Here is a 21,374-nt window from a genome sequence, read left to right on the forward strand (position 1 = left end):
CAGGCAGCGATGACGCAGGCACCCACCACCGACCTCCTCTCCCGGGCCCGGGCCTGGCTGTCCGAGGATCCCGACGCGCAGACCCGCGAGGAGCTCAGCGCCCTGCTGGCCCGGGCCGAGGGCCCGGACGCCGAGTCGGACAGCAAGATCGCCTGGGCGGAACTCGCCGAGCGCTTCGCCGACCGCCTCCAGTTCGGCACCGCCGGCCTGCGCGGCGAACTCGGCGCCGGCCCGATGCGGATGAACCGCGCCGTGGTGATCCGGGCCGCTGCCGGCCTGGTCTCCTACGTCCGGAAGCAGGGCCTGGGCGACCTGGTCGTCATCGGCTACGACGCCCGCCACAAGTCGTACGACTTCGCCCGCGACACCGCCGCCGTGGTGGTCGGCGCCGGCCTGCGCGCCGCACTGCTGCCCCGCCCGCTCCCCACCCCGGTGCTCGCCTTCGCCGTCCGCCACCTGGGCGCGGCCGCCGGCGTCACCGTCACCGCCAGCCACAACCCGCCTCAGGACAACGGCTACAAGGTCTACCTGGGCGACGGCTCGCAGATCGTCCCGCCGGCCGACGCCGGGATCGCCGTCGAGATCGACGCGATCGGCTCACTGGACGAGGTCCCGCGCGCCGAGGACGGCTGGGAGGTGCTCGGCGAGGACGTCGTCGAGGCCTACCTGGCCCGCGCCGTGTCCATCGTGGACCCGCACAGCCCGCGCGAACTCGACGTCGTCTACACCCCCATGCACGGTGTCGGCCGCGACACCCTCGTCGCCGCCTTCCGCCAGGCCGGCTTCCCCGCGCCCACCGTGGTCGCCGAGCAGGCCGAACCCGACCCGGACTTCCCGACCGTGGCCTTCCCCAACCCGGAGGAGCCGGGGGCGATGGACCTCGCCTTCCGCACCGCCGCCTCGGTCGGCCCGGACATCGTGATCGCCAACGACCCCGACGCCGACCGCTGCGCGGTGGCCGTCCCCACCAACGGCAACGCGGCCGGCAGCGGCAACGGCACCTCCGGCTGGCGGATGCTGCGCGGCGACGAGGTCGGCGCACTGCTCGGCTCGGCCCTGGTCGCGAAGAAGGCCGAGGGCACCTTCGCCACCACCATCGTCTCCGCCACCCTGCTCGGCCGGATCGCCGAGGCGGCGGGCCTGGGCTACGCCGAGACGCTGACCGGCTTCAAGTGGATCTCCCGCGCCGAGGGCCTGCGCTACGGCTACGAGGAGGCGCTCGGCTACTGCGTCGACCCGCAGGGTGTCCGGGACAAGGACGGCATCACCGCCGCCCTGCTGGTCGCCGAGCTCGCCGCCACCCTCAAGAAGTCCGGCCGCACCCTGTCCGACCTGCTGGACGACCTGGCGCTGGAACACGGCCTGCACGCCACCGACCAGCTCTCGGTCCGGGTCCAGGACCTCTCGCTGATCGCCGACGCCATGCGCCGCCTGCGCGAGCAGCCCCCGACCGTCCTGGCCGGCCTGACCGTCACCCGCGCCGACGACCTCGCGGCCGGCTCCGCCGACCTGCCGCCCACCGACGGCCTGCGCTACTACCTGGCCGGCGAGGCGGTCCGCTCGGCCCGCATCGTGGTCCGCCCCTCCGGCACGGAGCCCAAGCTCAAGTGCTACCTGGAGGTCGTCCTCCCGGTCGCCACCGCCGCCGACCTCGCCCGCACCCGCGACCGCGCCGCCGCCCTCCTCGCCACCATCAAGCAGGACCTCGCCGCCGCCGCGGGCATCACCGCCTGACGCATCTCGCATACGGAAGGGCCCGCCGGTGACCGGCGGGCCCTTCGTGTCCGTGGGTCGGCCTCAGGCGGCGATGACCGTGATCAGGGCGAGCAGGCCGAGCAGGGCGGGGGCGATCAGCCACCAGCACCAGCGCACCACGACCGGGCCCGCGGCGTCGGGGCGGGTGGCGTTGCGCTCGGCCATCTCCTGCAGCACGTTGGTCACCTGGTCGGACCAGGCGCGGGTGGGGTCCGGGGAGCCCTGGACGACGGGGTTGGTCCGGGCGGCGAGGCCCATCCCGAGGCCGGTCCGGGAGGCGTGCTCGGCGATGCTGCGGCTCTGGGCGCGGGTGGCGCGCTTGCGCTGCCGCAGTGACACCGGCACGGCCCAGACCTGGTACTTCTTGCCGCCCGCGAGCAGCTCGACCGAGTAGCCGGCGCGCAGGGCGTCCACCGAGGCCCACGGCGCGGTGATGGTCCGCCACGGGTTGCGCACCACCAGTCGGCTGCGGGACGCCCGCACGACCGGGCGCAGCGTGTAGGCGATCACCGGGAGGGCGAACACGGGTACGGCGGCGAGCGCGACGTACGGGGTCTTCCCGGTGCCGGTCACGGCCGCGTCGCCGATGAGCCAGGCGGCGACGGCGAGCAGGAACACGCCGGAGATCACGCCGGGGACGGAGCGGTACACGCGGTCCGCGTACTCGGGTTCCCCGGCGGGGGCGGCCGGGCCCTGGTGGGGCTTGCCGTCGGAATCGGTCATGGCGTCGATTCTGCCCCATGCCCCTCACCCGGAGGTCTCGGTCCGGCCACGAAAGGCCGCCACCCTAGCGGACGGCTACGCGCGTAGATATGCTGGTCTGGTGACTATGTCCACTGTTGCAGCCAATGCCCCCGGCGTTGCGGGCAGCGGCCTTCAGGACGTTGCGGCGTCCGAGGCCTCGCTCCGCCGCTTCCTGCACGGCCTGCCCGGCGTCGACCAGGTCGGCCTGGAGGCGCGTGCCGCCACTCTCGGTACCCGCTCGATCAAGACCACGGCGAAGGCGTACGCCATCGACCTGGCGATCTCCATGATCGACCTGACCACGCTGGAGGGCGCGGACACGGTCGGCAAGGTGCGCGCGCTGTGCGCCAAGGGCAGGACCCCCGACCCGACCGACCCGACCACCCCCCGCGTCGCCGCCATCTGTGTCTACCCGGACATGGTCGCCACCGCGAAGGCCGCCCTGCGGGGCACCGACATCCAGGTCGCCTCGGTGGCCACCGCCTTCCCGGCCGGCCGCGCCGCCCTCCCGGTCAAGCTCGCCGACACCGCCGACGCGGTGGCCGCGGGCGCCGACGAGATCGACATGGTGATCGACCGCGGCGCCTTCCTCTCCGGCCGCTACTACGACGTCTTCAACGAGATCGTCGCCGTCAAGGAGGCGTGCAAGCGCCCCGACGGCAGCTCCGCCCACCTCAAGGTGATCTTCGAGACCGGCGAGCTGCAGACCTACGACAACGTCCGCCGGGTCTCCTGGCTGGCGATGCTGGCCGGCGCCGACTTCATCAAGACCTCCACCGGCAAGGTCGCCGTCAACGCGACCCCGCCGGTCACCCTGCTGATGCTGGAGGCGGTCCGCGACTTTCGCGCGCAGACCGGCGTCCAGGTCGGCGTGAAGCCCGCCGGTGGGATCAAGACCACCAAGGACGCCATGAAGTACCTGGTGATGGTCAACGAGACCCTCGGCGACGACTGGCTGACGCCGCACTGGTTCCGCTTCGGCGCCTCCAGCCTGCTCAACGACCTGCTGATGCAGCGCCAGAAGCTCGCCACCGGCCGCTACTCCGGCCCCGACTACGTGACGGTGGACTGATCACCATGGCCAAGAAGAAGAACATCGAGGAGCCCGCGGCCAAGCCCGCCGGAGGCCTCTTCGCCTACGCCCCGGCCCCCGAGTCCCCCGCCGCCGCGGGCGACATCGCCACCTCCTACGGCCACTTCATCGGCGGCGAGTTCGTCGACTCCTCCGGCAGCGAGTCCCTGAAGACGGTCAACCCGGCCACCGAGCAGGTGCTCGCCGAGTTCGCCCAGGGCACCGACGAGGACGTGGACCGCGCGGTCGCCGCCGCCCGCAGGGCCTTCGCCGACTGGTCGGCGCTGCCGGGCAGCGAGCGCGCCAAGTACCTGTTCCGGATCGCCCGGATCATCCAGGAGCGCAGCCGCGAGCTGGCCGTGCTGGAGTCGATCGACAACGGCAAGCCGATCCGCGAGACCCGCGACGTCGACCTGCCGCTGGTCGCCGCGCACTTCTTCTACTACGCGGGCTGGGCCGACAAGCTCGACTACGCCGGCTACGGCCCGAACCCGAAGCCGCTCGGCGTGGCCGGCCAGGTCATCCCGTGGAACTTCCCGCTGCTGATGCTGGCCTGGAAGATCGCGCCCGCGCTGGCGACCGGCAACACGGTCGTCCTGAAGCCGGCCGAGACCACCCCGCTGACCGCGCTGCGCTTCGCCGAGATCTGCCGCCAGGCCGGTCTGCCGAAGGGCGTCGTCAACATCGTCACCGGCGACGGCCGCACCGGCGCCGCGCTCACCGCGCACCCGGACGTCAACAAGGTCGCCTTCACCGGCTCCACCCCGGTCGGCCGTGCGATCGCCAAGCAGCTGGCCGGCACCCGCAAGAAGCTCTCGCTGGAGCTGGGCGGCAAGGCCGCCAACATCGTCTTCGACGACGCGCCGATCGACCAGGCGGTCGAGGGCATCGTCAACGGCATCTTCTTCAACCAGGGCCACGTCTGCTGCGCGGGCTCGCGCCTGCTGGTCCAGGAGTCGATCCAGGACGAGCTGCTGGACGCCCTCAAGCGCCGGATGTCCACCCTGCGGGTCGGCGACCCGCTGGACAAGAACACCGACATCGGCGCCATCAACTCGGCCGAGCAGCTGGCCCGGATCACCGCGCTGACCGACGCCGGCGAGGCCGAGGGCGCCGAGCGCTGGTCGCCGGCCTGCGAACTCCCGGGCACCGGCTTCTGGTTCAAGCCGACCCTGTTCATGGGCGTCAGCCAGGCCCACCGGATCGCCCAGGAGGAGATCTTCGGCCCGGTCCTGTCGGTGCTGACCTTCCGCACCCCCGCCGAGGCGATCGAGAAGGCCAACAACACCCCGTACGGCCTCTCCGCCGGCATCTGGACGGAGAAGGGCTCGCGCATCCTCTGGGCGGCCAACAAGCTCAAGGCCGGCGTGGTCTGGGCCAACACCTTCAACAAGTTCGACCCGACCTCGCCGTTCGGCGGCTACAAGGAGTCGGGCTACGGCCGCGAGGGTGGCCGCCACGGTCTGGAGGCCTACCTCGATGTCTGACACGACCTTCGCGCGTCTTGACGTCCTCAAGACCTACAAGCTGTACGTCGGCGGGAAGTTCCCGCGCTCCGAGAGCGGGCGGGTGTACGAGGTGACCGACTCCACCGGCGAGTGGCTCGCCAACGCCCCGCTGGGCACCCGCAAGGACACCCGTGACGCCGTCCTGGCCGCCCGCGCCGCGGTCAAGGGCTGGGCCGGCACCACCGCGTACAACCGCGGCCAGGTGCTGTACCGGGTGGCCGAGATGCTGCAGGGCCGGCGCGAGCAGTTCGCCGCCGAGGTGGCCCTCTCCGAGGGCATCGGCCCGAAGAAGGCCGCCGCGCTGGTGGACGCCGCGATCGACCGCTGGATCTGGTACGCGGGCTGGACGGACAAGGTCGCCCAGATCGCGGGCGGCGCCAACCCGGTCGCCGGTCCGTACTTCAACCTGTCGACCCCGGAGCCGACCGGCGTGGTCGGGATCGTCGCCCCGCAGGCCGGCTACGGGCACTCGCTGCTCGGCCTGGTCTCGGTGATCGCCCCGGCGATCGCCACCGGCAACACGGTCGTGGTCGCGGCCGCCGCGGACGCCCCGCTGCCCGCGCTGTCGCTGGGCGAGGTGCTGGCCACCTCGGACGTCCCGGGCGGCGTGGTCAACATCATCTCGGGCAAGACCGCGGACATCGCGCCCACCCTGGCCTCGCACCAGGACGTCAACGCGGTGGACCTCACCGGAGCCATCGCCGCCGACGGCCCCGGCGCGGCGCAGGCGCTGGAAGCGGCCGCCGCGGATACCCTGAAGCGGGTAGTCCGTCCGGAGCTGGACCCGTTCGCCCAGGACTGGACCAATGCGCCCGGTACCGACCGGCTACTCTCGTTCCTCGAGACGAAGACGGTCTGGCACCCGATGGGTATCTGACCCTCGCCCCTCGGGGTGACAACTCCACAAGCTGGCCGTCCCCAGTGCCCTACCCCCCCGGGGCCCGGACGGTCATTGGACGGACCCGCGCCTCTCCCCCCCTGGCGCGGGTCCGTCGGCGTTCCGCCGCCGTACGACACCGGCCCGCGCGGCCGGCCGTCACAGCAGAAGTCCGGACCGACCGGTTTCGGCAACGGGCCGGGATGCGTCAGACTGGTGTCCCGTGAGTGACTCCCCCCTGAACCCCGCACCGGCCGCGCATGCCCGGGTGATCCTGCTCTCCGGGCCCTCCGGGTCGGGGAAGTCCTCGCTCGCCGAGCGCAGCGGCCTGCCGGTGCTCCAGCTCGACGACTTCTACAAGGACGGGGACGACCCCACGCTGCCCCGGCTGCCGGACGGTGCCGTCGACTGGGACTCCCCGCTGGCCTGGCACCGCGACCAGGCCGTCGCCGCCATCCGCGCCCTGCACGAGCACGGCCGCACGGACGTCCCGGTGTACTCGATCCCGGACAACGGCCGGGTCGGCACCCACGCCCTGGAGCTGGACGGCGCCTGCGCGTTCATCGCGGAGGGCATCTTCGCCGCCGAGATCACCGCCGAGTGCGCCGAGGAGGGCCTGCTCGGCGACGCCCTGTGCCTGCGCAACGGCGCGCTCACCACGGCCTGGCGCCGGCTGCGCCGGGATGTCCGGGAGGGCCGCAAGTCGCTGCCGGTGCTGCTGCGCCGGGGCTTCCGGCTGATGCGGGCCGAGCGGTCCATCGTCGGGCGGCAGGTCACGCTCGGCTCGTACGCGTGCGCGGGGCCGGAGGCCGAGCGGCGGATCCGCGCCGCGGCCCGGCCGGCGGAGCTCTCCGCGGCCTGAGCCGGCCCACAGCGGCCCACAGCGGCCCTGAACCGCCGGAGCCGCCGGAACGGGTGCGGACAGCAGAAAACGACGGGCCCGGTGCGTCTCCCCCGCACCGGGCCCGTCGCCTTCCCGAACGGTCCTCGGGCTCCCCCACGGACATGCTCCCCCGAGCCGCTGTCCCCGGACCGTGACCGTTCGCTTCCCGTCCCCCGACGGGAGTCCTTTGTTACGCGACCAGCTCGCCGAACGCCCGGACGGTGTCGCCCGACTTGTTCAGGTGCTCGTCGTCGCGCAGCCGGCGCAGGGCACGCCAGATGCTGCTCTTGACCGTGCCGACGCTGATCCCCAGCACGTCGGCGATCTCCGGGTCGGTCTTGCCCTCGTAGTACCGCAGCACCAGCATGGTCCGCTGGTTCTCCGGCAGCTTCGCCAGCGCCTGCCAGAGCACGGTGCGCAGCTCGGTGCCGCCCATCGCGTCGGTGTCGCCGGCCGTCTCCGGCAGCTCCTCGGTCGGGTACTCGTTGACCTTGCGGCGCCGCCAGGCGGAGATGTGCAGGTTGGTCATGGTGCGGCGGAGGTAACCCCCGACCGCGGCCTTGTCGGTGATCCGGCCCCAGGCCCGGTAGGTGCTGAAGAGCGCGCTCTGCAGCAGGTCCTCGGCCTCGTAGCGGTCACCGGTCAGGTGGTAGGCCGTGGCGTACAGGGAAGCGCGGCGCTCGCGCACGTACGCGGTGAACTCCGTGATGTGGTCCTCCGCGGCGGCCGAGTGCTCCCCCTGCGCGCCTCCCTGCCCGGCCTCGGTGGTGCGGGCCGCGGCGGGGTTCAGCCGCAGCAGCGTCGCACCGGCGGCCTCGCGACCGGACGGTTCCCCCGAACCGACCGTCCGCAGACCGTTCCCCCCGGTCCCCCGGTTCCCCCCGGGGGCGTCCGTGCCCTCGACGCGGACGGGGAGGATCCCCCGCAGCGTGAGGGTGTTGGCGGAGTCGACCGCACTCCCCAGTCGGCCGATTCCGTACAGCTCCCCCGTCCTGCCGCCGCCGCTCACCCGACGGGCGCCAGGGTTTCCACCGGTGCTGTGCGCGCACCCCCGTACGGTCACGGCACCGGAGTTCTCGTCGGTCCTGACCTCGTACCGGGTCCGGTGGGTGGTCGCTGACGAACGCGCGGTGCGTACAGCCGGGTTGGTCCGGGTCTGAAGCATGGCGTTCATCGTGCGCCCCCTTGGTTCGGTACGAGCGGTTCCGGTTGCCGCCTTTCAGCCGGCCTTGCGGCCCGCTGTCCTGCGGCGACATGGAAAATCCTGCCCGCCGGTTGTGATGGCGCTGTCCGCCGACTGTCACAGGGGTGTCACAGGCGGGGGCCTTTCGTCCCGGTCCGCCTCCCTCCGTACCGGACGCCGGTGGCGGTCCTTCCGGTTCCCGAACGGGCCGTGAGTGATCCGGGGGGTGATTCGGGGCTGCGGGTGGGCCAAAATGGGGCCGTGCCTTTCCTCCTACTGATCGAGGACGACGACGCCATCCGGACCGGCCTCGAACTCGCCCTCACCCGCCAGGGCCACCGCGTGGCCACCGCCGCCTCCGGCGAGGACGGTCTGAGGCTCTTCAAGGAGCAGCGGCCCGACCTCATCGTGCTGGACGTGATGCTGCCCGGAATCGACGGCTTCGAGGTGTGCCGCCGGATCCGGCGCACCGACCAGCTGCCGATCATCCTGCTGACCGCCCGTTCGGACGACATCGACGTGGTGGTGGGCCTGGAGTCCGGCGCCGACGACTACGTGGTGAAACCGGTGCAGCCGCGCGTGCTGGATGCGCGGATCCGGGCGGTGCTGCGCCGCGGCGAACGGGAGAGCTCGGACTCCTCCGCGTACGGCAGCGTGGTGATCGACCGGGCGGCCATGACCGTCACCAAGGACGGACTGGACCTCCAGCTCACCCCGACCGAGCTGCGGCTGCTGCTGGAACTCAGCCGCCGCCCCGGGCAGGCGCTCTCCCGCCAGCAGCTGCTGCGGCTGGTCTGGGAGCACGACTACCTCGGCGACTCGCGCCTGGTGGACGCCTGTGTGCAGCGGCTGCGGGCCAAGGTCGAGGACGTGCCGTCCGCGCCGACGCTGATCCGCACCGTGCGCGGGGTGGGCTACCGGCTGGACCCTCCGGCCTGACCGGCCGGCCCGAACCGGCGCCCGTCCGACTCCTGAACTCCCGTACCCACGACAGGCTCCTGTGACTGACCATCAGACGACTGCCCGGCGCTTCCCGGCGGGCCGGTGGCGCCGGCTGCGCTCCCTACGGGTGCGACTGATCGCGGTGTTCGCGGCGGTCGCGCTGCTCGCCGCCGTCTCGGCCTCCGGCATCGCGTACTGGCTGAACCGCGACGCGGTGCTCAAGCGCGCCCAGGACACCGCGCTGAACGACTTCCGGGTCTCGCTCAGCCGCAACGTCTCCGAGCTGCCGCTGAACGCCGGCTGCCCGGAGCTGGCCGAACTGGCGTCCAACGTGGCCAGCTCCGGCCTGAGTTACGACGTCGTGGTGGTCGATCCGACGCACCCGGAGTGCCCCTCGACGTCCTCCGATCCCGCGCACTTCACGCTGGCCGACGTGCCGACCGCGCTGCAGTCCACCGTCGCCAAGCCCCGCGAGGTCACCGAGAGCAACCCGTACCCGTACCACCTGTACTGGCAGCGGCAGAACCTGGACGGCCGACCGTTCGTGATCGGCGGCACCAAGGTGGTGCCGGGCGGCCCGACGGCGTACATGTTCAAGTCGCTGGAGAACGAACGGGCCGACCTCAACACGCTGGGCTGGTCGCTGGCCATCGCCACCCTGCTCGCGCTGATCGGCTCGGCGCTGCTCGCCCAGGCCGCCTCGGCCACCGTGCTGCGGCCGGTCAAGCGGCTCGGCGACGCCGCCCGGCGCCTCGGCCAGGGGCACCTGGACACCCGGCTCGAAGTCGAGGGCTCGGACGAACTCGCCGACCTGGCAAGGACGTTCAACCGGGCCGCGGAGTCGCTGCACGAGCAGGTCGAGGAGCTGAGCGCGCGCGAGGCGCAGAGCCGGCGGTTCGTCGCCGACATGTCGCACGAACTGCGCACCCCGCTGACCGCGATGACCGCCGTCACCGACATCCTGGAGGACGAGGCCGAGTCGCTGGACCCGATGATCGAGCCGGCCGTCCGGCTCGTGGTCAGCGAGACCCGGCGGCTGTCCGACCTGGTGGAGAACCTGATGGAGGTGACCCGCTTCGACGCGGGCACCGCCAGGCTGGTCGCCGACGAGGTGGACATCGCCGACCTGATCATGTCCTGCATCGACGGACGGGCCTGGTACGACGCGGTCGAGGTGGACGCCCCGCGCGGCATCCTGGCCGTGGTCGACCCGCGCCGGCTCGACGTGGTCTTCGCCAACCTGATCGGCAACGCGCTCAAGCACGGCGGCTCACCGGTGCGGGTCAGGGTCCGGCAGGCCGCGGACTCGGTCGTGGTCGAGGTCTCCGACAGCGGCCCGGGCATCCCGGAGGACGTGCTGCCGCACGTCTTCGACCGGTTCTACAAGGCCGACCGGGGGCGGGCCCGCTCGGAGGGCAGCGGCCTGGGGCTGTCGATCGCGATGGCCAACGCGCAGATACACGGGGGGACGATCACGGCGGCGAACGGGGAGGTCGGCGCGGTGTTCACCCTGACACTGCCGCTGACACCGCCGCCTCCGCCGTCCGCGGGGGAGGCCGAGCGCGGCCCCGCCCGCGACGCCGTAGAGGACAAGGACGCCACGTGACCGCCCCCGCCCGTACCACCCTGCGCCGTACCGCCGGCGTACTGCTCCTGCTCGCACTGGCCTCCGGCTGCGGTATCCGGCCGACCGCCGTACCGGTCGACGGCGGCGCCCCGGCCAGCCGCACGGCCTGCCCGACCACCCCGCACATACCGACCGCGCTGGTCACCCCGCCCGGCCCCGCGCCGGCCGTGACCCCGGCCCGCGGTGCCTCCAAGGGCGCCGCGAGCCCGAGCCCGTCGCCCACGCCGGTGGTGCCGGGCAGCCCGCCCCCGGACAACGTGTTCAGCGCGGTGCCGACGGCCGCTCCGTGTAAGTAGCAGGGAGTGCCGGGGGCGTGTTCGGGAATGTTCACGCCCGGCGTGGAACCGCCGTGCCACCGGCTCACGTCCTTCCCCCCGTGCAGCGAGATGGCACCAGGACACGCGACGAGCGTTCCGGCGCGGGGACCGAGAGCAGGCCGGCGGCGGCCGTCCACCGATCCCTCCGGCAGACCGGGCTGGCGGGCCTCGCCTGCCACCTGGCACTGGTGCTCTGGCTGGTGCTGAGACCGCTGCCGGTGGCCTGGGTGTACGACGCCAACCTGACCCCGCTGGCCTCGCTCCGGTCCTCCACCGCCTGGCAGGTGGTCGGCGAACTCCTGCTGCTGGCCCCGCTCGGCGTCCTGCTGCCGCTGGCCGGCGGCCGCCTCCGGGCCCCCTGGCTGCCCTCCTTCCTGCGCACCACCGGCGCCTCCGCGCTGCTGGCGACCGGGCTGGAGTTCCTCTCCTCCTGGACGCCCGGGCACGTCCTCAACGTGGACCACATCCTGTTCGCCGTGATCGGCGTGGCCGCCGTCCACCTCGCGCTGGTCCCCGGCCTGCGGCACCTGCTGCGGGAACGGCGGCCGCGGGCGCCCCGGGTGCCCGTCCTGGCCGTCCCACCGGTGACCGTCCCGGCCGCCGCCGTCGGCCGGGTGGCGGCCGTCGCGCCCGCCGCCCGCCCGCGCGCCTACGCGGAGCCGACGCCGCCCGCCCGCTGAGCCGGCGCCGGCACCACCCGGCCGCCGACCTCGATCAGCCCGCCCGGGCGCGGCCCGGTCATCAGCTGCGAGCCCCGGCCCTGGGTGACGGTCAGCGCCCGGCCGAGCCGCGCGGTCAGCAGCAGGGCGGCCGCGCCGGTCGCCTCGTCCTCGTCGATCCCGTCACCCCGCCCGGGGAAGGCCCGCGCCCGGACGGTGCCGGCCGCCTCGTCCTGCCAGGCCCAGGCGTAGATCCACTCCCCCGGCGGCGGCACCTCCAGCGCCTCCACCTCGGCCGCCGAGCCGTACTGCCGCAGCGTCCGCGGCGGGGCCCACTCCGGCCGGGCCTCGATCCGGGTCAGCCCGCCCTCGCGCCGGACGCCCACCACGCCGGCGGCCGTGACCAGCCGGTCCACCCCGAGCACCCAGGCGGCGCCCACGCACGGGTGGCCGGCGAAGGGCAGGCGCAGCGTCGGCGTGTAGATGTCGATCTCCCCGCGCTCCGGGTCGTCGACGAACACCGTCTCGCTGAAGCCGAGTTCGCGAGCGATCTCCTGCCGGTCCGCCCGCTCCGGCACGGCGGCGCCGTCGCGCACGACGCCGAGCGCGTTCCCGTACCCCCCACCGGGCCCGCAAAAGACCCGCAGCACCTCATAATCAGTCATTTCCCACCTCGTCAATTGCCGTTCCGGAAGAGCGCAACGACACCGTGATGCAAAGGCGACGACGAATGTCAGCCGCCTCCAGTACTGTGCGCTCTCGTCCCCAAACGGTTCAGCCGTTGATTCTTCCCTCCCACAGGAAACCCCCCTTGAACAATCTCGACTTCGGCGCTGAGCCGCTGTTCTCCTGGTACGCCGTCCTGCTGGCGCTCAGCGGCGTCATCATGGTCGGCCTCGGGGCCGTCGCCGGCGGTCTGAAGACCGGTCTGCGCGTCCTCAACGTCCTCATCGGCCTCGGATTCCTGGGGTACGCCTACTACCTCGTGTTCGTCTTCGAGGGCGGCACGTACTACATCTTCTTCAAGGTCTTCATCCTGCCGGTCGCGATGATCGTCTACTCGGTGAAGGCGATCACCGAGCGCAGCAATGCCAAGCAGCAGGCGGCCGCGCAGGCCGCCGCCGCGTTCAACCCCAACGCGCCCCAGGCGCCGTACAACCCGAACGCCCCGCAGGCGCCGTACAACCCCAACGCGCCGTACAACCCGAACGCCCCGCAGCCGGGCGCGCCCGTGCCGCCGCAGGGCGGGGCTCCCGTCCCGCCGGCCGCGCACCAGGCCGCGCCGCCGGCCGCCGCGCCGTACCAGCCGGGTGTCCCGCCGCAGCCGGTGGCGGACAACCCGTACGCGCAGCCCGCGCCGCCGGCCCAGCCGCAGCCGCCGCAGCAGCCGGCCGGCTGACCGGGTCCGCACCCGCCGTACGAACGCCGGAAGGCCCGCCCGTCCCCGCTCCGCAGCGGATGACGGACGGGCCTTCCGGCCTGTCGGGGTCCGTGTCCGGGGTCGGCGCCCGGTGGCGCGCTACGCCTTCCTGCGGCGGCGCGCCACGACCAGCGTGCCCAGCCCGAGGGCGATCGCGACCGCACCGGTGATCGCCATCGGCTTCGTTCGGGTGCCGCCACCGGTGGAGGCCAGTCCGGCGTCCGCGGCCGGGGCCGCGACGGCGACCACCGGCGAGCCGCCCGCCGCCGGACTCGGCGCCTCGCTGGTGGCCTGCGTGATCGGGACGACCGGGACGACCGGGGCGGTGGCCGGCCGGGTCGCGGTCGGTGTCGGGGTGGCCGGGGAGCTGGGGGTCGGCGTGGCGGTGGCGCCCGCCGGGGCCTCGATGGTGATGCCGGCCTTCGGGCTGGACGCCTCGGCCCCGTTCTCGCCCGCACCGGGCAGGCTGCCCGCGAGGGCCGCCAGGGACTGGGCTCCGACCGGGGCGTCCTTGGTGAAGGACAGCCGGACGTCGATCGTGCGGCTCTCGCCCTTCGCCAGGGCGATGACATCGGCGTTCCTGTCGCCGGTCCGCAGCCCCAGGTAGAGCCAGCCCGGGTGCTCCGAGTTGCCGCCGGGGGTGCCCTCCAGCCATCTGCCGTCGGCCGTCCGGAACTCGAATATGACGGTCTCGGAGGGGAGTTCGGTCGCCCCCTGGAACACGATCGCGGGCAGCAGGCGGAGGTCCTTGCCGCTGTTGTTGGTGAAGACCAGCTTGAACGGCTTCGCCTCGCCGCCCGCCCTGAACGCGGCGGGCACCCCGTCGAGCCTGGCGTCCGCCGTGGCGGCCGGCGTGGGCACCGGGGTGGTCGGCGTGACGGACGGGGCGATGACCAGGCCCGAGTAGCCGCTCATCGCCTGGGAGATGCGCTGCTCCGGCGGCAGGGCGGGGTCGGAGACGACGGCGGTGAAGCCCGGCGTTACCCGGCCGGCCGGGGCGTCGGCGGCGACGGTCAGCCGCAGCCGGTAGACGGCCTCGGCGCCCGCCGCCAGGTGCGGCACGGCGGGCTGGTTGAGCTCCCAGACGGCGCCGACGCTCGCGGTGTCCGCCCTGGCGTCCTGCCACTGTGTGCCGCCGGGCGCCTGGTACTCCAGCGTGAACTGGCTCTGCTTGGTGCCGGTACCGGTGTCCCCGATGACGAAGGTGGCCAGGGGCACGTCCATCTGGTGGTCGGCGGTGTTCTTGAGCGTCGCGGTGAACTCCACCGGCGCGCCGCCCGCCTTGACGGTGCCGGGCAGGCCCGAAAGGGTCGCCGTGACCGGTGAGGACTGGGCCTCGGCGCCCTGGGCGGCCGCGACGACCACCGAGGCGGCGAGGACGGTCGGGGCCTCGACGGCAGCCGCACCCGAAGCCAGCGTGACGACGGCGGTCGCGGCCAGGAATCTGCGATGCCGAGTGCGCAATTTCAACCCCACGAGAGAATTCGGACAGAGCCCAACAGAACGTGAAATCGCTTGCGTGAGAGGCCATTTCCTAGCGATGGCGCGCCGATGTTCCGCCCCCCGACCACCAGCGACTGCGGCATCATACCGAGCCGTTTCCACGCGCCCGTGACGGGAGGGTGAGGGGCTTCGGAACGGTCGGCCGTCCTCAGGGTCACCCTGAGGACGACCCCGACATCCGACTACGTCTCCCCGGTGACCCGTCGGGGTGCGGAATCACCTGGCGGGCTGAGGACTTCGGGGCCGCGGCGGCGAAGTATGGACGTATGCCCGCCGGACCGACCGGACCGGGCCGCCACCGTGCGGAGCAGATCAGGAGACCATCATGAGCAAGCAAAGCGAGCGAACCATCAAGAGGTGCGCAGGGGCGAAGGCCCCTGCCGAGCGCAGCGAGGTGGGAGCATGAGCGCTCGCCTTGCCCGTCCTCGCCACAACCGTGTGATCGCCGGCGTCTGCGCCGGGATCGCCGCCCGCTTCGGGCTGACCCCGTGGACCGTCCGGCTGATCTTCCTGCTCTCCTGCCTGCTGCCCGGCCCTCAGTTCCTGCTCTACCTCGCCCTCTGGCTGCTCCTCCCCCAGGAGCCGTGAGACCGGGCGGTGTGAAGACGACGGGCCGCCCGTCCCCGGTGATCCCGGGGGCGGGCGGCCCGTCGTCGTGCCGGCGGCTCGGATCAGCCGCCGAGGCCCGGCAGGCCGGGCAGGGCGCCGGTCAGCCCGCCGACGGGGGTCTTGTCGAGACCCGGGACGGTCGGGACGGCGGCGCGCTGCTGGGTGACGCCGGCGAGCGGGGCCTCCGCGGCCGGGGCGGCGTGGCCGGCGGTCGGGGCGAGGGTGCCCAGCGTGCCGGTGACCTTGTCGCCACCGGGCAGCTTGGCGGCGGTGTCGGTGACCGCCCCGGTCACCGCGGGGTTCGTCACCGCGCCGGTGGGCAGCCCGAGGCCGCCGGGCGCCGGGGCGGCGTCGGCGGAGGCGGTGCCGGCGCCGACCGCCGCGATGGCGATGCCGAGCGCCGCGGTGCCGGCGGCCTTGAGAGCCTGCTTCATGGTTCGTCCCCTTGGGTCCTCGTCGGTGGCCGACGACGCGGCGCGGGTTCGGCGGCCGGGTGGCCGCCACCGCACCTGATCGGCAATGACTGGCACACCGTAGTGAGCCGGTCGCGGGAGAACCAAAGGGCGTTCACTCACTCGAGTGAGTAGTCGGATGAACGGCAAATCCTTGCCAGAACCGGTCTTTCATCCGACGGCCGGAAACACGTTCGCCCCGCGGCTCAGTTGCCGCCGGCGCCCCCGCTGAACAGCCACTCCGACTTCAGCTCGGCGTAGCCCGGCTTGATCACGTCGCTGATCATCGCCAGTCGCTCGTCGAACGGCAGGAACGCGGACTTCATGGCGTTCACGGTGAACCACTCCAGGTCCCCCAGCGTGTAGCCGAAGGCCTCCACCACGTGCCCGAACTCCTGGCTCATGCTGGTGCCGCTCATCAGCCGGTTGTCGGTGTTCACGGTGACCCGGAACTTCAGCCGGCTGAGCAGCCCGATCGGGTGCTCGGCGTACGAAGTGGCGGCGCCGGTCTGGAGGTTGGAGGTCGGGCACATCTCCAGCGGGATGCGCTTGTCGCGCACGTACGCGGCCAGTCGGCCGAGCTCGACCGAGCCGTCCTCGCCCACCGTGATGTCGTCGACGATCCGCACGCCGTGGCCGAGCCGGTCGGCGCCGCAGCACTGCAGGGCCTCCCAGATCGACGGCAGGCCGAAGGCCTCGCCCGCGTGGATGGTGAAGTGGTTGTTCTCGCCCTTGAGGTAGTCGAAGGCGGCCTGGTGGCGGGTGGGGGGGTAGCCGGCCTCGGCGCCCGCGATGTCGAAGCCGACGACGCCCTGGTCCCGGTGGCGGTTGGCCAGCTCCGCGATCTCCTGCGAGCGGGCGGCGTGCCGCATCGCGGTGATCAGCGTGCCGATCCGGATCCGGTGCCCGGCCTCGCGGGCGTTGGCCTCGCCGAGGCGGAAGCCCTCCTGGACGGCCTCGACGACCTCGTCCAGGGTCAGGCCGGCCTCCAGGTGCTGCTCGGGGGCGTACCGGACCTCCGCGTACACGACACCGTCGGCGGCCAGGTCCTCGGCGCAGTCGGCGGCGACCTTGATCAGGCCCTCGCGGGTCTGCATCACGGCACAGGTGTGCGCGAAGGTCTCCAGGTAGCGGACCAGCGAGCCGGAGTCGGCGGCCTCACGGAACCACTCGCCGAGCTCCTTGGGGTCGGTGGTGGGGAGTCCCTGGTAGCCGACGGCGGCGGCCAGCTCGACCACGGTCTCCGGGCGCAGCCCGCCGTCCAGGTGGTCGTGCAGGAGGACCTTCGGCGCGCGGCGGATCTGGTCGGCGGTGGGGATGCGCGGGCCCGTGCCCGCGGTGGTGACGGGGATCTGCTTTTCCATTGCGGAAATATAGCCCCTACGCGCGTAGACCCACCACCGGGAACACCACCGGATGGTCCAAACTCCCCCCGGAATTCCACCGACCGGTCCATACGATCCGCCAAAAGCGCGCGCCGTTCCGCAGGGGCGCCGACCACCGTGGAACACCCCGCCGACGACCTCAGTCGTGCTGGAGCAGCCGACCGCGCCGGGACAGCACGAAGTCCCGGAACGCCTCCGCCGGCGGGGTCAGCGGCCGCCCCGCCGCCCAGGCCAGCCCGACCGCCCGCCGGGTGCGCGGCGCCGTCACCTCCAGCTCCACCACCCCGGGCCGGGGCACCAGGGCCGGCGGCAGCAGCGCCACCCCCAGCCCGGCCGCCACCAGCCCGCGCAGCGTCTCCGCCTCCTCCCCCTCGAAGGCCAACCGGGGGACGAACCCCGCCTCCGCGCAGAAGCCGTCCGTGATCGCCCGCAGCCCGTACCCCTGCTCCAGCCCGACGAACGGTTCCTCGGCCACCTCCGCCAGCCGGATCCGCCGCCGCCCGGCCAGCCGGTGGTCCGCCGGGACGACCAGGTGCAGTCGCTGCTCGTCCAGCGGGCGGGCGGCGAACGCCGGGTCGTCCGGCAGCGGCGCCACCAGGCACAGGTCCAGCTCGCCGGCCCGCAGCCGCTCCAGCATCGCCGCGCCGTAGTCCTGCACCAGCTGGAAGCGCACCCGCGGGTGCGCCGCGCGGAAGCCGCGCAGCAGCGCCGGCACCGCGTCCGGCCCCATCGTGTGCAGGAAGCCGAAGGCCACCAGCCCCACCTCCGGGTCCGCCTCCGCCCGGGCCGCCTGCGCGCCGCGCTCGACCTCGGCCAGCGCCCGCTCCACCGAGGCCAGCAGCAGCCGGCCCGCCCTGGTCAGCCGGACCGTACGGCCCTGACGGGCCAGCAGCTCCACCCCCAGCTCCTCCTCCAGCCGGGCCACCGCGCGCGACAGCGTCGGCTGCGGCACCCCGAGCAGCCCGGCCGCCTGCGTCACGTGCTCCAGCCGGGCCACCGCCGCGAACTGCGCCAGCCGGGGCGCCAGCAGGACGGCCGGCTCCTCCGGCCCCAACTCGGCTGCCCGGTACCGCTCCCCGCCGTCCACCGACTCCGAACCCGCCATCCCGCCACCACCTCGACTCATACGCCAGTGCATCGATCATCCCTGCTTCATGCATTGGACGCATCAACGACAACGGGCCTACGGTCGATGTCATGCAGCCCGCCGATACCAGGGCATCCGTCACCTCCCCGGATGCCCCCGCCGCCGCCCCCACCCGCCTCACCGCGGACGACCGCCACCGCCCCGGCCAGCGCGCCTTCCGCCGCGCCAACCTCGCCCTGTTCGCCGCCGGAGTCGCGACCTTCGTCCTGCTCTACTCCACCCAGGGCCTGCTGCCGATCCTCTCGGCCGACCTCGACCTCACCCCCGGCCAGGCCAGCTGGACGGCCTCCGCCGCCACCCTCGGACTCGCCCTCGGCCTGCTCCCGGCGAGCGCCCTCTCCGACAGGTACGGCCGCACCAGGGTGATGACGGCCTCCACCCTCGCCGCCTCCGTCCTCGCCCTCGCGCTGCCCTTCGCGCCGGACCTCACCACCCTCGTCGCCCTGCGGATCCTCCAGGGCGCCGCCCTCGCCGGGCTGCCGGCCACCGCCATGGCCTACCTCGCCGAGGAGGTCCACCCCAGCGCCCTGGCCTCCGCGATGGGCCTGTACGTGGCCGGCAACAGCATCGGCGGCATGGGCGGCCGACTGCTCTCCGGCTGGACCGCCGCCGCCCTCGGCTGGCGCTGGGGCCTCGCCGCCTCCGCCGCCCTCGCGCTGCTCGCCACGCTCGTCTTCCGGCTGCTGATCCCCGCCGCCCGGCACTTCACCCCCGCCCCGGTGGACGCCCGCGCGCTCGCCCGCACCGTCGGACGGCACCTGCGCGACCCGCTGCTGGTCCGGCTGTACGCACTCGGGATGCTGTTCATGGCCGTGTTCGGCGCGGTCTACAACACCGTCGGCTACCGGCTGATCTCCGCGCCGTTCCACCTGCCGGAGTCGATCGCCGCCTCGATCTTCGTGGTCTACCTGGTCGGCACCGGCACCTCCGCCGCGGCCGGACGCCTCTCCGCCCGCCTCGGCCGCCGCGGCGCCCTCTACGTCTCCGTCGGCGTGACCGCGGCCGGCCTGCTGCTCTCCCTCGCCGAGTCCCTGGCCTGCGCCCTGCTCGGCCTGGTCCTGATCACCGCCGGCTTCTTCGCCGGCCACGCCACCGCCTCCTCGGCGGTCGGCCGCACCGCCACCGAGGGCCGCGCCCAGGCCTCCGCCCTCTACCTGATCGCCTACTACCTCGGCAACAGCCTCGGCGGCACCCTCGGCGCCGACGCCTACCACGCCACCGGCTGGCCCGGCGCCGCCACCGTCGGCCTCACCGCCATGACCCTCGCCGCCGCCGTCACCCTCTACGCGACCCACCAGGCGCACATCACGAGACGAACGGTCGCGGACGCTTGACAGCCTCCGCCGATAGACTCCGGGACATGAGCATCGATCCTGCTGAGTACACCAGGCTGCTTGAGATCGCGGATCAGCTGCCGAAGGTGCCGGGGATAGGGAAGATTGAGATCGCCGACGGTCATATCGTCATGATGATGTCGCCGGTGAAGCGCCACGAGCTCGCCGTGCTGCGCATCGCCCGACAGCTCAACGCCCAGCTGCCGTCCACTCACCCGGGTCACATCGCTTACCACGGTGCGGACTTGCAGGACGCCGGACTCGGTCAGCTGCGCAACCCGGATCTGATGGTCTTCCCCGAGGCGACCTTGGAGGGCGAGCAGCGAGCGGTTCTCCCGCACGAGGTAGTACTCGTGGTGGAGATCGTGTCCGCCTCCAATCCCGAGAACGACTACCACAACAAGGTCCGCGACTACTCGGCCATGGGTATCCCGTTCTACCTGATCGTCGATCCCCGCACCGGCACCGGCATCGTGCATTCCGAGCTGGGCTACGAGTCCCGCGAGAAGTTCGTCTTCGGCGACAAGATCGCCGTCGGCCCCTGGACCCTCGACACCACCGGGCTGCTCACGTACGCCTGACCCGGCGTACGTGAGCAGCCCTCACATCGCTCAGGCGATGCGGTCGAGCACGATGGGGTTCGGGGTGAACGCCGTGCCCGCCGGGGAGACCTCGATGCCACCGGTCAGGGCCTCGATGGCGTAGTCGTAGCGCTCGGGCGTGTCGGTGTGGAGGGTCAGCAGGGGCTGGCCGGCCACGACGGTGTCGCCGGGCTTGGCGTGCATCTCGACGCCGGCGCCGGCCTGGACCGGGTCCTCCTTGCGGGCGCGGCCGGCACCCAGGCGCCAGGCGCAGACGCCGACGGCGTAGGCGTCGAGCTCGGTGAGCACGCCGGAGGCGGGCGCGGGGATGACGTGCTGCTCGCGGGCGACCGGAAGCGGGGCGTCCACGTCGCCGCCCTGGGCGACAATCATGCGGCGCCAGTGGTCCATCGCGGAGCCGTCGCGCAGTGCGTCGGCCGGGTCCTTGCCGTGCACGCCGGCCGCGGCGAGCATTTCGCGGGCGAGCGCGAGGGTGAGCTCCACGACGTCGGCCGGGCCGCCGCCCGCCAGGACCTCGACGGACTCCCGGACCTCCAGCGCGTTGCCCGCGGTGAGGCCGAGCGGGGTGGACATGTCGGTGAGCAGGGCGACGGTGTTGACCCCGGCGGTGGTGCCCAGGCCCACCATGGTGCGGGCGAGCTCGCGGGCGTCGGCCAGGTTCTTCATGAACGCGCCGGAGCCGACCTTGACGTCGAGGACCAGCGCGCCGGTGCCTTCGGCGATCTTCTTGGACATGATCGAGGAGGCGATCAGCGGGATCGCCTCCACGGTGCCGGTGACGTCGCGCAGCGCGTACAGCTTCTTGTCGGCGGGCGCGAGGCCGTCGCCGGCCGCGCAGATGACCGCACCCGCGCCGCGGAGCACGTTCATCATCTCCTCGTTGGAGAGCAGGGCGCGCCAGCCGGGGATGGACTCCAGCTTGTCCAGGGTGCCGCCGGTGTGGCCGAGGCCGCGGCCGGAGAGCTGCGGGACGGCGGCGCCGCAGGCGGCGACCAGCGGAGCGAGCGGGAGGGTGATCTTGTCGCCGACGCCGCCGGTGGAGTGCTTGTCGCTGGTGGGCAGCGGCAGCGAGGAGAAGTCCATCCGCACGCCGGAGCGGATCATGGCGTCGGTCCAGCGGCTGATCTCGCGCGGCTGCATGCCGTTCAGCAGGATCGCCATGGCCAGGGCGGACATCTGCTCGTCGGCGACCTCGCCGCGGGTGTAGGCGTCGATGACCCAGTCGATCTGAGCGTCGCTCAGCTCTCCGCGGTCGCGCTTGGTCCTGATGACGGAGATGGCGTCCATGCGTGCTCCAAGAGGGGTTCTAAAGCGTCAAATGCGTAGAGTGCCGCGAGATGACCGGGTTACGGCCC

At 73.1% G+C, this 21,374-nt stretch carries 21 protein-coding genes; 13 read left to right on the forward strand and 8 right to left on the reverse strand.

Translation table 11 applies throughout. From position 1 onward, the window contains the following. Nucleotides 1-9: 9 nt before the first annotated feature. The gene (locus ACZ52R_RS25990) at nucleotides 10-1,734 is read left to right on the forward strand and encodes a phospho-sugar mutase (protein ID WP_465616315.1); all 1,725 of its coding nucleotides are present in this window, start codon (nucleotides 10-12) and stop codon (nucleotides 1,732-1,734) included. 63 nt (nucleotides 1,735-1,797) lie between these two features. Here ACZ52R_RS25990 and ACZ52R_RS25995 read toward each other — a convergent pair whose 3' ends face one another. Next, entirely contained in the window at nucleotides 1,798-2,478 is a 681-nt protein-coding gene (locus tag ACZ52R_RS25995; RefSeq protein WP_465754251.1) for a PH domain-containing protein, read from the reverse strand. Nucleotides 2,479-2,584: 106 nt separating this feature from the next. Between ACZ52R_RS25995 and deoC the strand changes: the two genes are divergently transcribed. From deoC to ACZ52R_RS26015, 4 genes are all read left to right on the forward strand, one after another. Next, on the forward strand, nucleotides 2,585-3,571 hold the full coding sequence (gene deoC, locus ACZ52R_RS26000; protein WP_465616311.1) for a deoxyribose-phosphate aldolase: 987 nt from the start codon (nucleotides 2,585-2,587) through the stop codon (nucleotides 3,569-3,571). Nucleotides 3,572-3,576: 5 nt separating this feature from the next. Next, nucleotides 3,577-5,058, forward strand: a complete 1,482-nt coding sequence (locus tag ACZ52R_RS26005) for an aldehyde dehydrogenase family protein (protein ID WP_465616309.1) — start codon at nucleotides 3,577-3,579, stop codon at nucleotides 5,056-5,058. Further along, on the forward strand, nucleotides 5,051-5,956 hold the full coding sequence (locus ACZ52R_RS26010; RefSeq protein ID WP_360495289.1) for an aldehyde dehydrogenase family protein: 906 nt from the start codon (nucleotides 5,051-5,053) through the stop codon (nucleotides 5,954-5,956). Before ACZ52R_RS26005 ends, ACZ52R_RS26010 begins: the two co-directional genes overlap by 8 nt. Before the next feature lie 223 nt (nucleotides 5,957-6,179). Further along, nucleotides 6,180-6,818, forward strand: coding sequence for an ATP-binding protein (locus tag ACZ52R_RS26015; RefSeq protein WP_465616307.1), 639 nt, complete (start codon nucleotides 6,180-6,182; stop codon nucleotides 6,816-6,818). A 211-nt stretch (nucleotides 6,819-7,029) separates the two neighbouring features. On the opposite strand, the gene ACZ52R_RS26020 is transcribed toward ACZ52R_RS26015, so the two are convergent. Then, nucleotides 7,030-7,692, reverse strand: a complete 663-nt coding sequence (locus tag ACZ52R_RS26020) for a SigE family RNA polymerase sigma factor (RefSeq protein WP_360265355.1) — start codon at nucleotides 7,690-7,692, stop codon at nucleotides 7,030-7,032. A 591-nt stretch (nucleotides 7,693-8,283) separates the two neighbouring features. Between ACZ52R_RS26020 and ACZ52R_RS26025 the strand changes: the two genes are divergently transcribed. The 4 genes from ACZ52R_RS26025 (at nucleotide 8,284) to ACZ52R_RS26040 (ending at nucleotide 11,588) form a co-directional block, all read left to right on the forward strand. Further along, nucleotides 8,284-8,961, forward strand: coding sequence for a response regulator transcription factor (locus ACZ52R_RS26025; RefSeq protein WP_360495283.1), 678 nt, complete (start codon nucleotides 8,284-8,286; stop codon nucleotides 8,959-8,961). Nucleotides 8,962-9,022: 61 nt separating this feature from the next. Next, nucleotides 9,023-10,570 carry an ATP-binding protein gene (locus ACZ52R_RS26030; RefSeq protein WP_465616305.1) on the forward strand — a complete coding sequence of 516 codons (1,548 nt, stop codon included), beginning with the start codon at nucleotides 9,023-9,025 and terminating at the stop codon, nucleotides 10,568-10,570. Next, nucleotides 10,567-10,887: a hypothetical protein gene (locus ACZ52R_RS26035; RefSeq protein WP_360495278.1), complete on the forward strand. Its 321-nt coding sequence runs from the start codon at nucleotides 10,567-10,569 to the stop codon at nucleotides 10,885-10,887. Before ACZ52R_RS26030 ends, ACZ52R_RS26035 begins: the two co-directional genes overlap by 4 nt. A gap of 80 nt (nucleotides 10,888-10,967) precedes the next feature. Next, nucleotides 10,968-11,588 carry a VanZ family protein gene (locus tag ACZ52R_RS26040; protein WP_465616303.1) on the forward strand — a complete coding sequence of 207 codons (621 nt, stop codon included), beginning with the start codon at nucleotides 10,968-10,970 and terminating at the stop codon, nucleotides 11,586-11,588. On the opposite strand, the gene ACZ52R_RS26045 is transcribed toward ACZ52R_RS26040, so the two are convergent. After that, complete coding sequence (locus ACZ52R_RS26045) at nucleotides 11,558-12,232, reverse strand: PhzF family phenazine biosynthesis protein (RefSeq protein WP_465662387.1); 675 nt, start codon at nucleotides 12,230-12,232, stop codon at nucleotides 11,558-11,560. The genes ACZ52R_RS26040 and ACZ52R_RS26045 overlap by 31 nt on opposite strands. 146 nt (nucleotides 12,233-12,378) lie before the next feature. Between ACZ52R_RS26045 and ACZ52R_RS26050 the strand changes: the two genes are divergently transcribed. Continuing rightward, nucleotides 12,379-12,966, forward strand: a complete 588-nt coding sequence (locus tag ACZ52R_RS26050) for a hypothetical protein (protein ID WP_465662389.1) — start codon at nucleotides 12,379-12,381, stop codon at nucleotides 12,964-12,966. A gap of 120 nt (nucleotides 12,967-13,086) precedes the next feature. Here the strand turns inward: ACZ52R_RS26050 and ACZ52R_RS26055 are convergent, their stop codons facing one another. Further along, nucleotides 13,087-14,451, reverse strand: a complete 1,365-nt coding sequence (locus ACZ52R_RS26055; RefSeq protein WP_465754252.1) for a hypothetical protein — start codon at nucleotides 14,449-14,451, stop codon at nucleotides 13,087-13,089. 441 nt (nucleotides 14,452-14,892) lie between these two features. On the opposite strand from ACZ52R_RS26055, the gene ACZ52R_RS26060 reads away from it, so the two are divergent. Next, nucleotides 14,893-15,078, forward strand: a complete 186-nt coding sequence (locus ACZ52R_RS26060) for a PspC domain-containing protein (RefSeq protein ID WP_360495264.1) — start codon at nucleotides 14,893-14,895, stop codon at nucleotides 15,076-15,078. A gap of 83 nt (nucleotides 15,079-15,161) precedes the next feature. Here the strand turns inward: ACZ52R_RS26060 and ACZ52R_RS26065 are convergent, their stop codons facing one another. The 3 genes from ACZ52R_RS26065 to ACZ52R_RS26075 form a co-directional block, all read right to left on the reverse strand. Next, on the reverse strand, nucleotides 15,162-15,533 hold the full coding sequence (locus ACZ52R_RS26065; protein WP_360495261.1) for an ATP-binding protein: 372 nt from the start codon (nucleotides 15,531-15,533) through the stop codon (nucleotides 15,162-15,164). 224 nt (nucleotides 15,534-15,757) lie between these two features. Then, complete coding sequence (locus tag ACZ52R_RS26070; RefSeq protein ID WP_360495258.1) at nucleotides 15,758-16,915, reverse strand: adenosine deaminase; 1,158 nt, start codon at nucleotides 16,913-16,915, stop codon at nucleotides 15,758-15,760. Nucleotides 16,916-17,075: 160 nt separating this feature from the next. Beyond that, the gene (locus ACZ52R_RS26075) at nucleotides 17,076-18,041 is read right to left on the reverse strand and encodes a LysR family transcriptional regulator (protein ID WP_465616294.1); all 966 of its coding nucleotides are present in this window, start codon (nucleotides 18,039-18,041) and stop codon (nucleotides 17,076-17,078) included. Between the two features lie 92 nt (nucleotides 18,042-18,133). On the opposite strand from ACZ52R_RS26075, the gene ACZ52R_RS26080 reads away from it, so the two are divergent. Together ACZ52R_RS26080 and ACZ52R_RS26085 are read left to right on the forward strand one after the other, a co-directional pair. Then, nucleotides 18,134-19,417 carry an MFS transporter gene (locus ACZ52R_RS26080; RefSeq protein WP_465754253.1) on the forward strand — a complete coding sequence of 428 codons (1,284 nt, stop codon included), beginning with the start codon at nucleotides 18,134-18,136 and terminating at the stop codon, nucleotides 19,415-19,417. 26 nt (nucleotides 19,418-19,443) lie between these two features. Next, entirely contained in the window at nucleotides 19,444-19,998 is a 555-nt protein-coding gene (locus ACZ52R_RS26085; protein WP_465662395.1) for a Uma2 family endonuclease, read from the forward strand. A gap of 30 nt (nucleotides 19,999-20,028) precedes the next feature. Here ACZ52R_RS26085 and ACZ52R_RS26090 read toward each other — a convergent pair whose 3' ends face one another. Then, on the reverse strand, nucleotides 20,029-21,306 hold the full coding sequence (locus ACZ52R_RS26090) for a thymidine phosphorylase (RefSeq protein ID WP_465662397.1): 1,278 nt from the start codon (nucleotides 21,304-21,306) through the stop codon (nucleotides 20,029-20,031). Between the last annotated feature and the right edge of the window lie 68 nt (nucleotides 21,307-21,374).

It is taken from the genome of Kitasatospora sp. NPDC034023 (assembly GCF_055575795.1).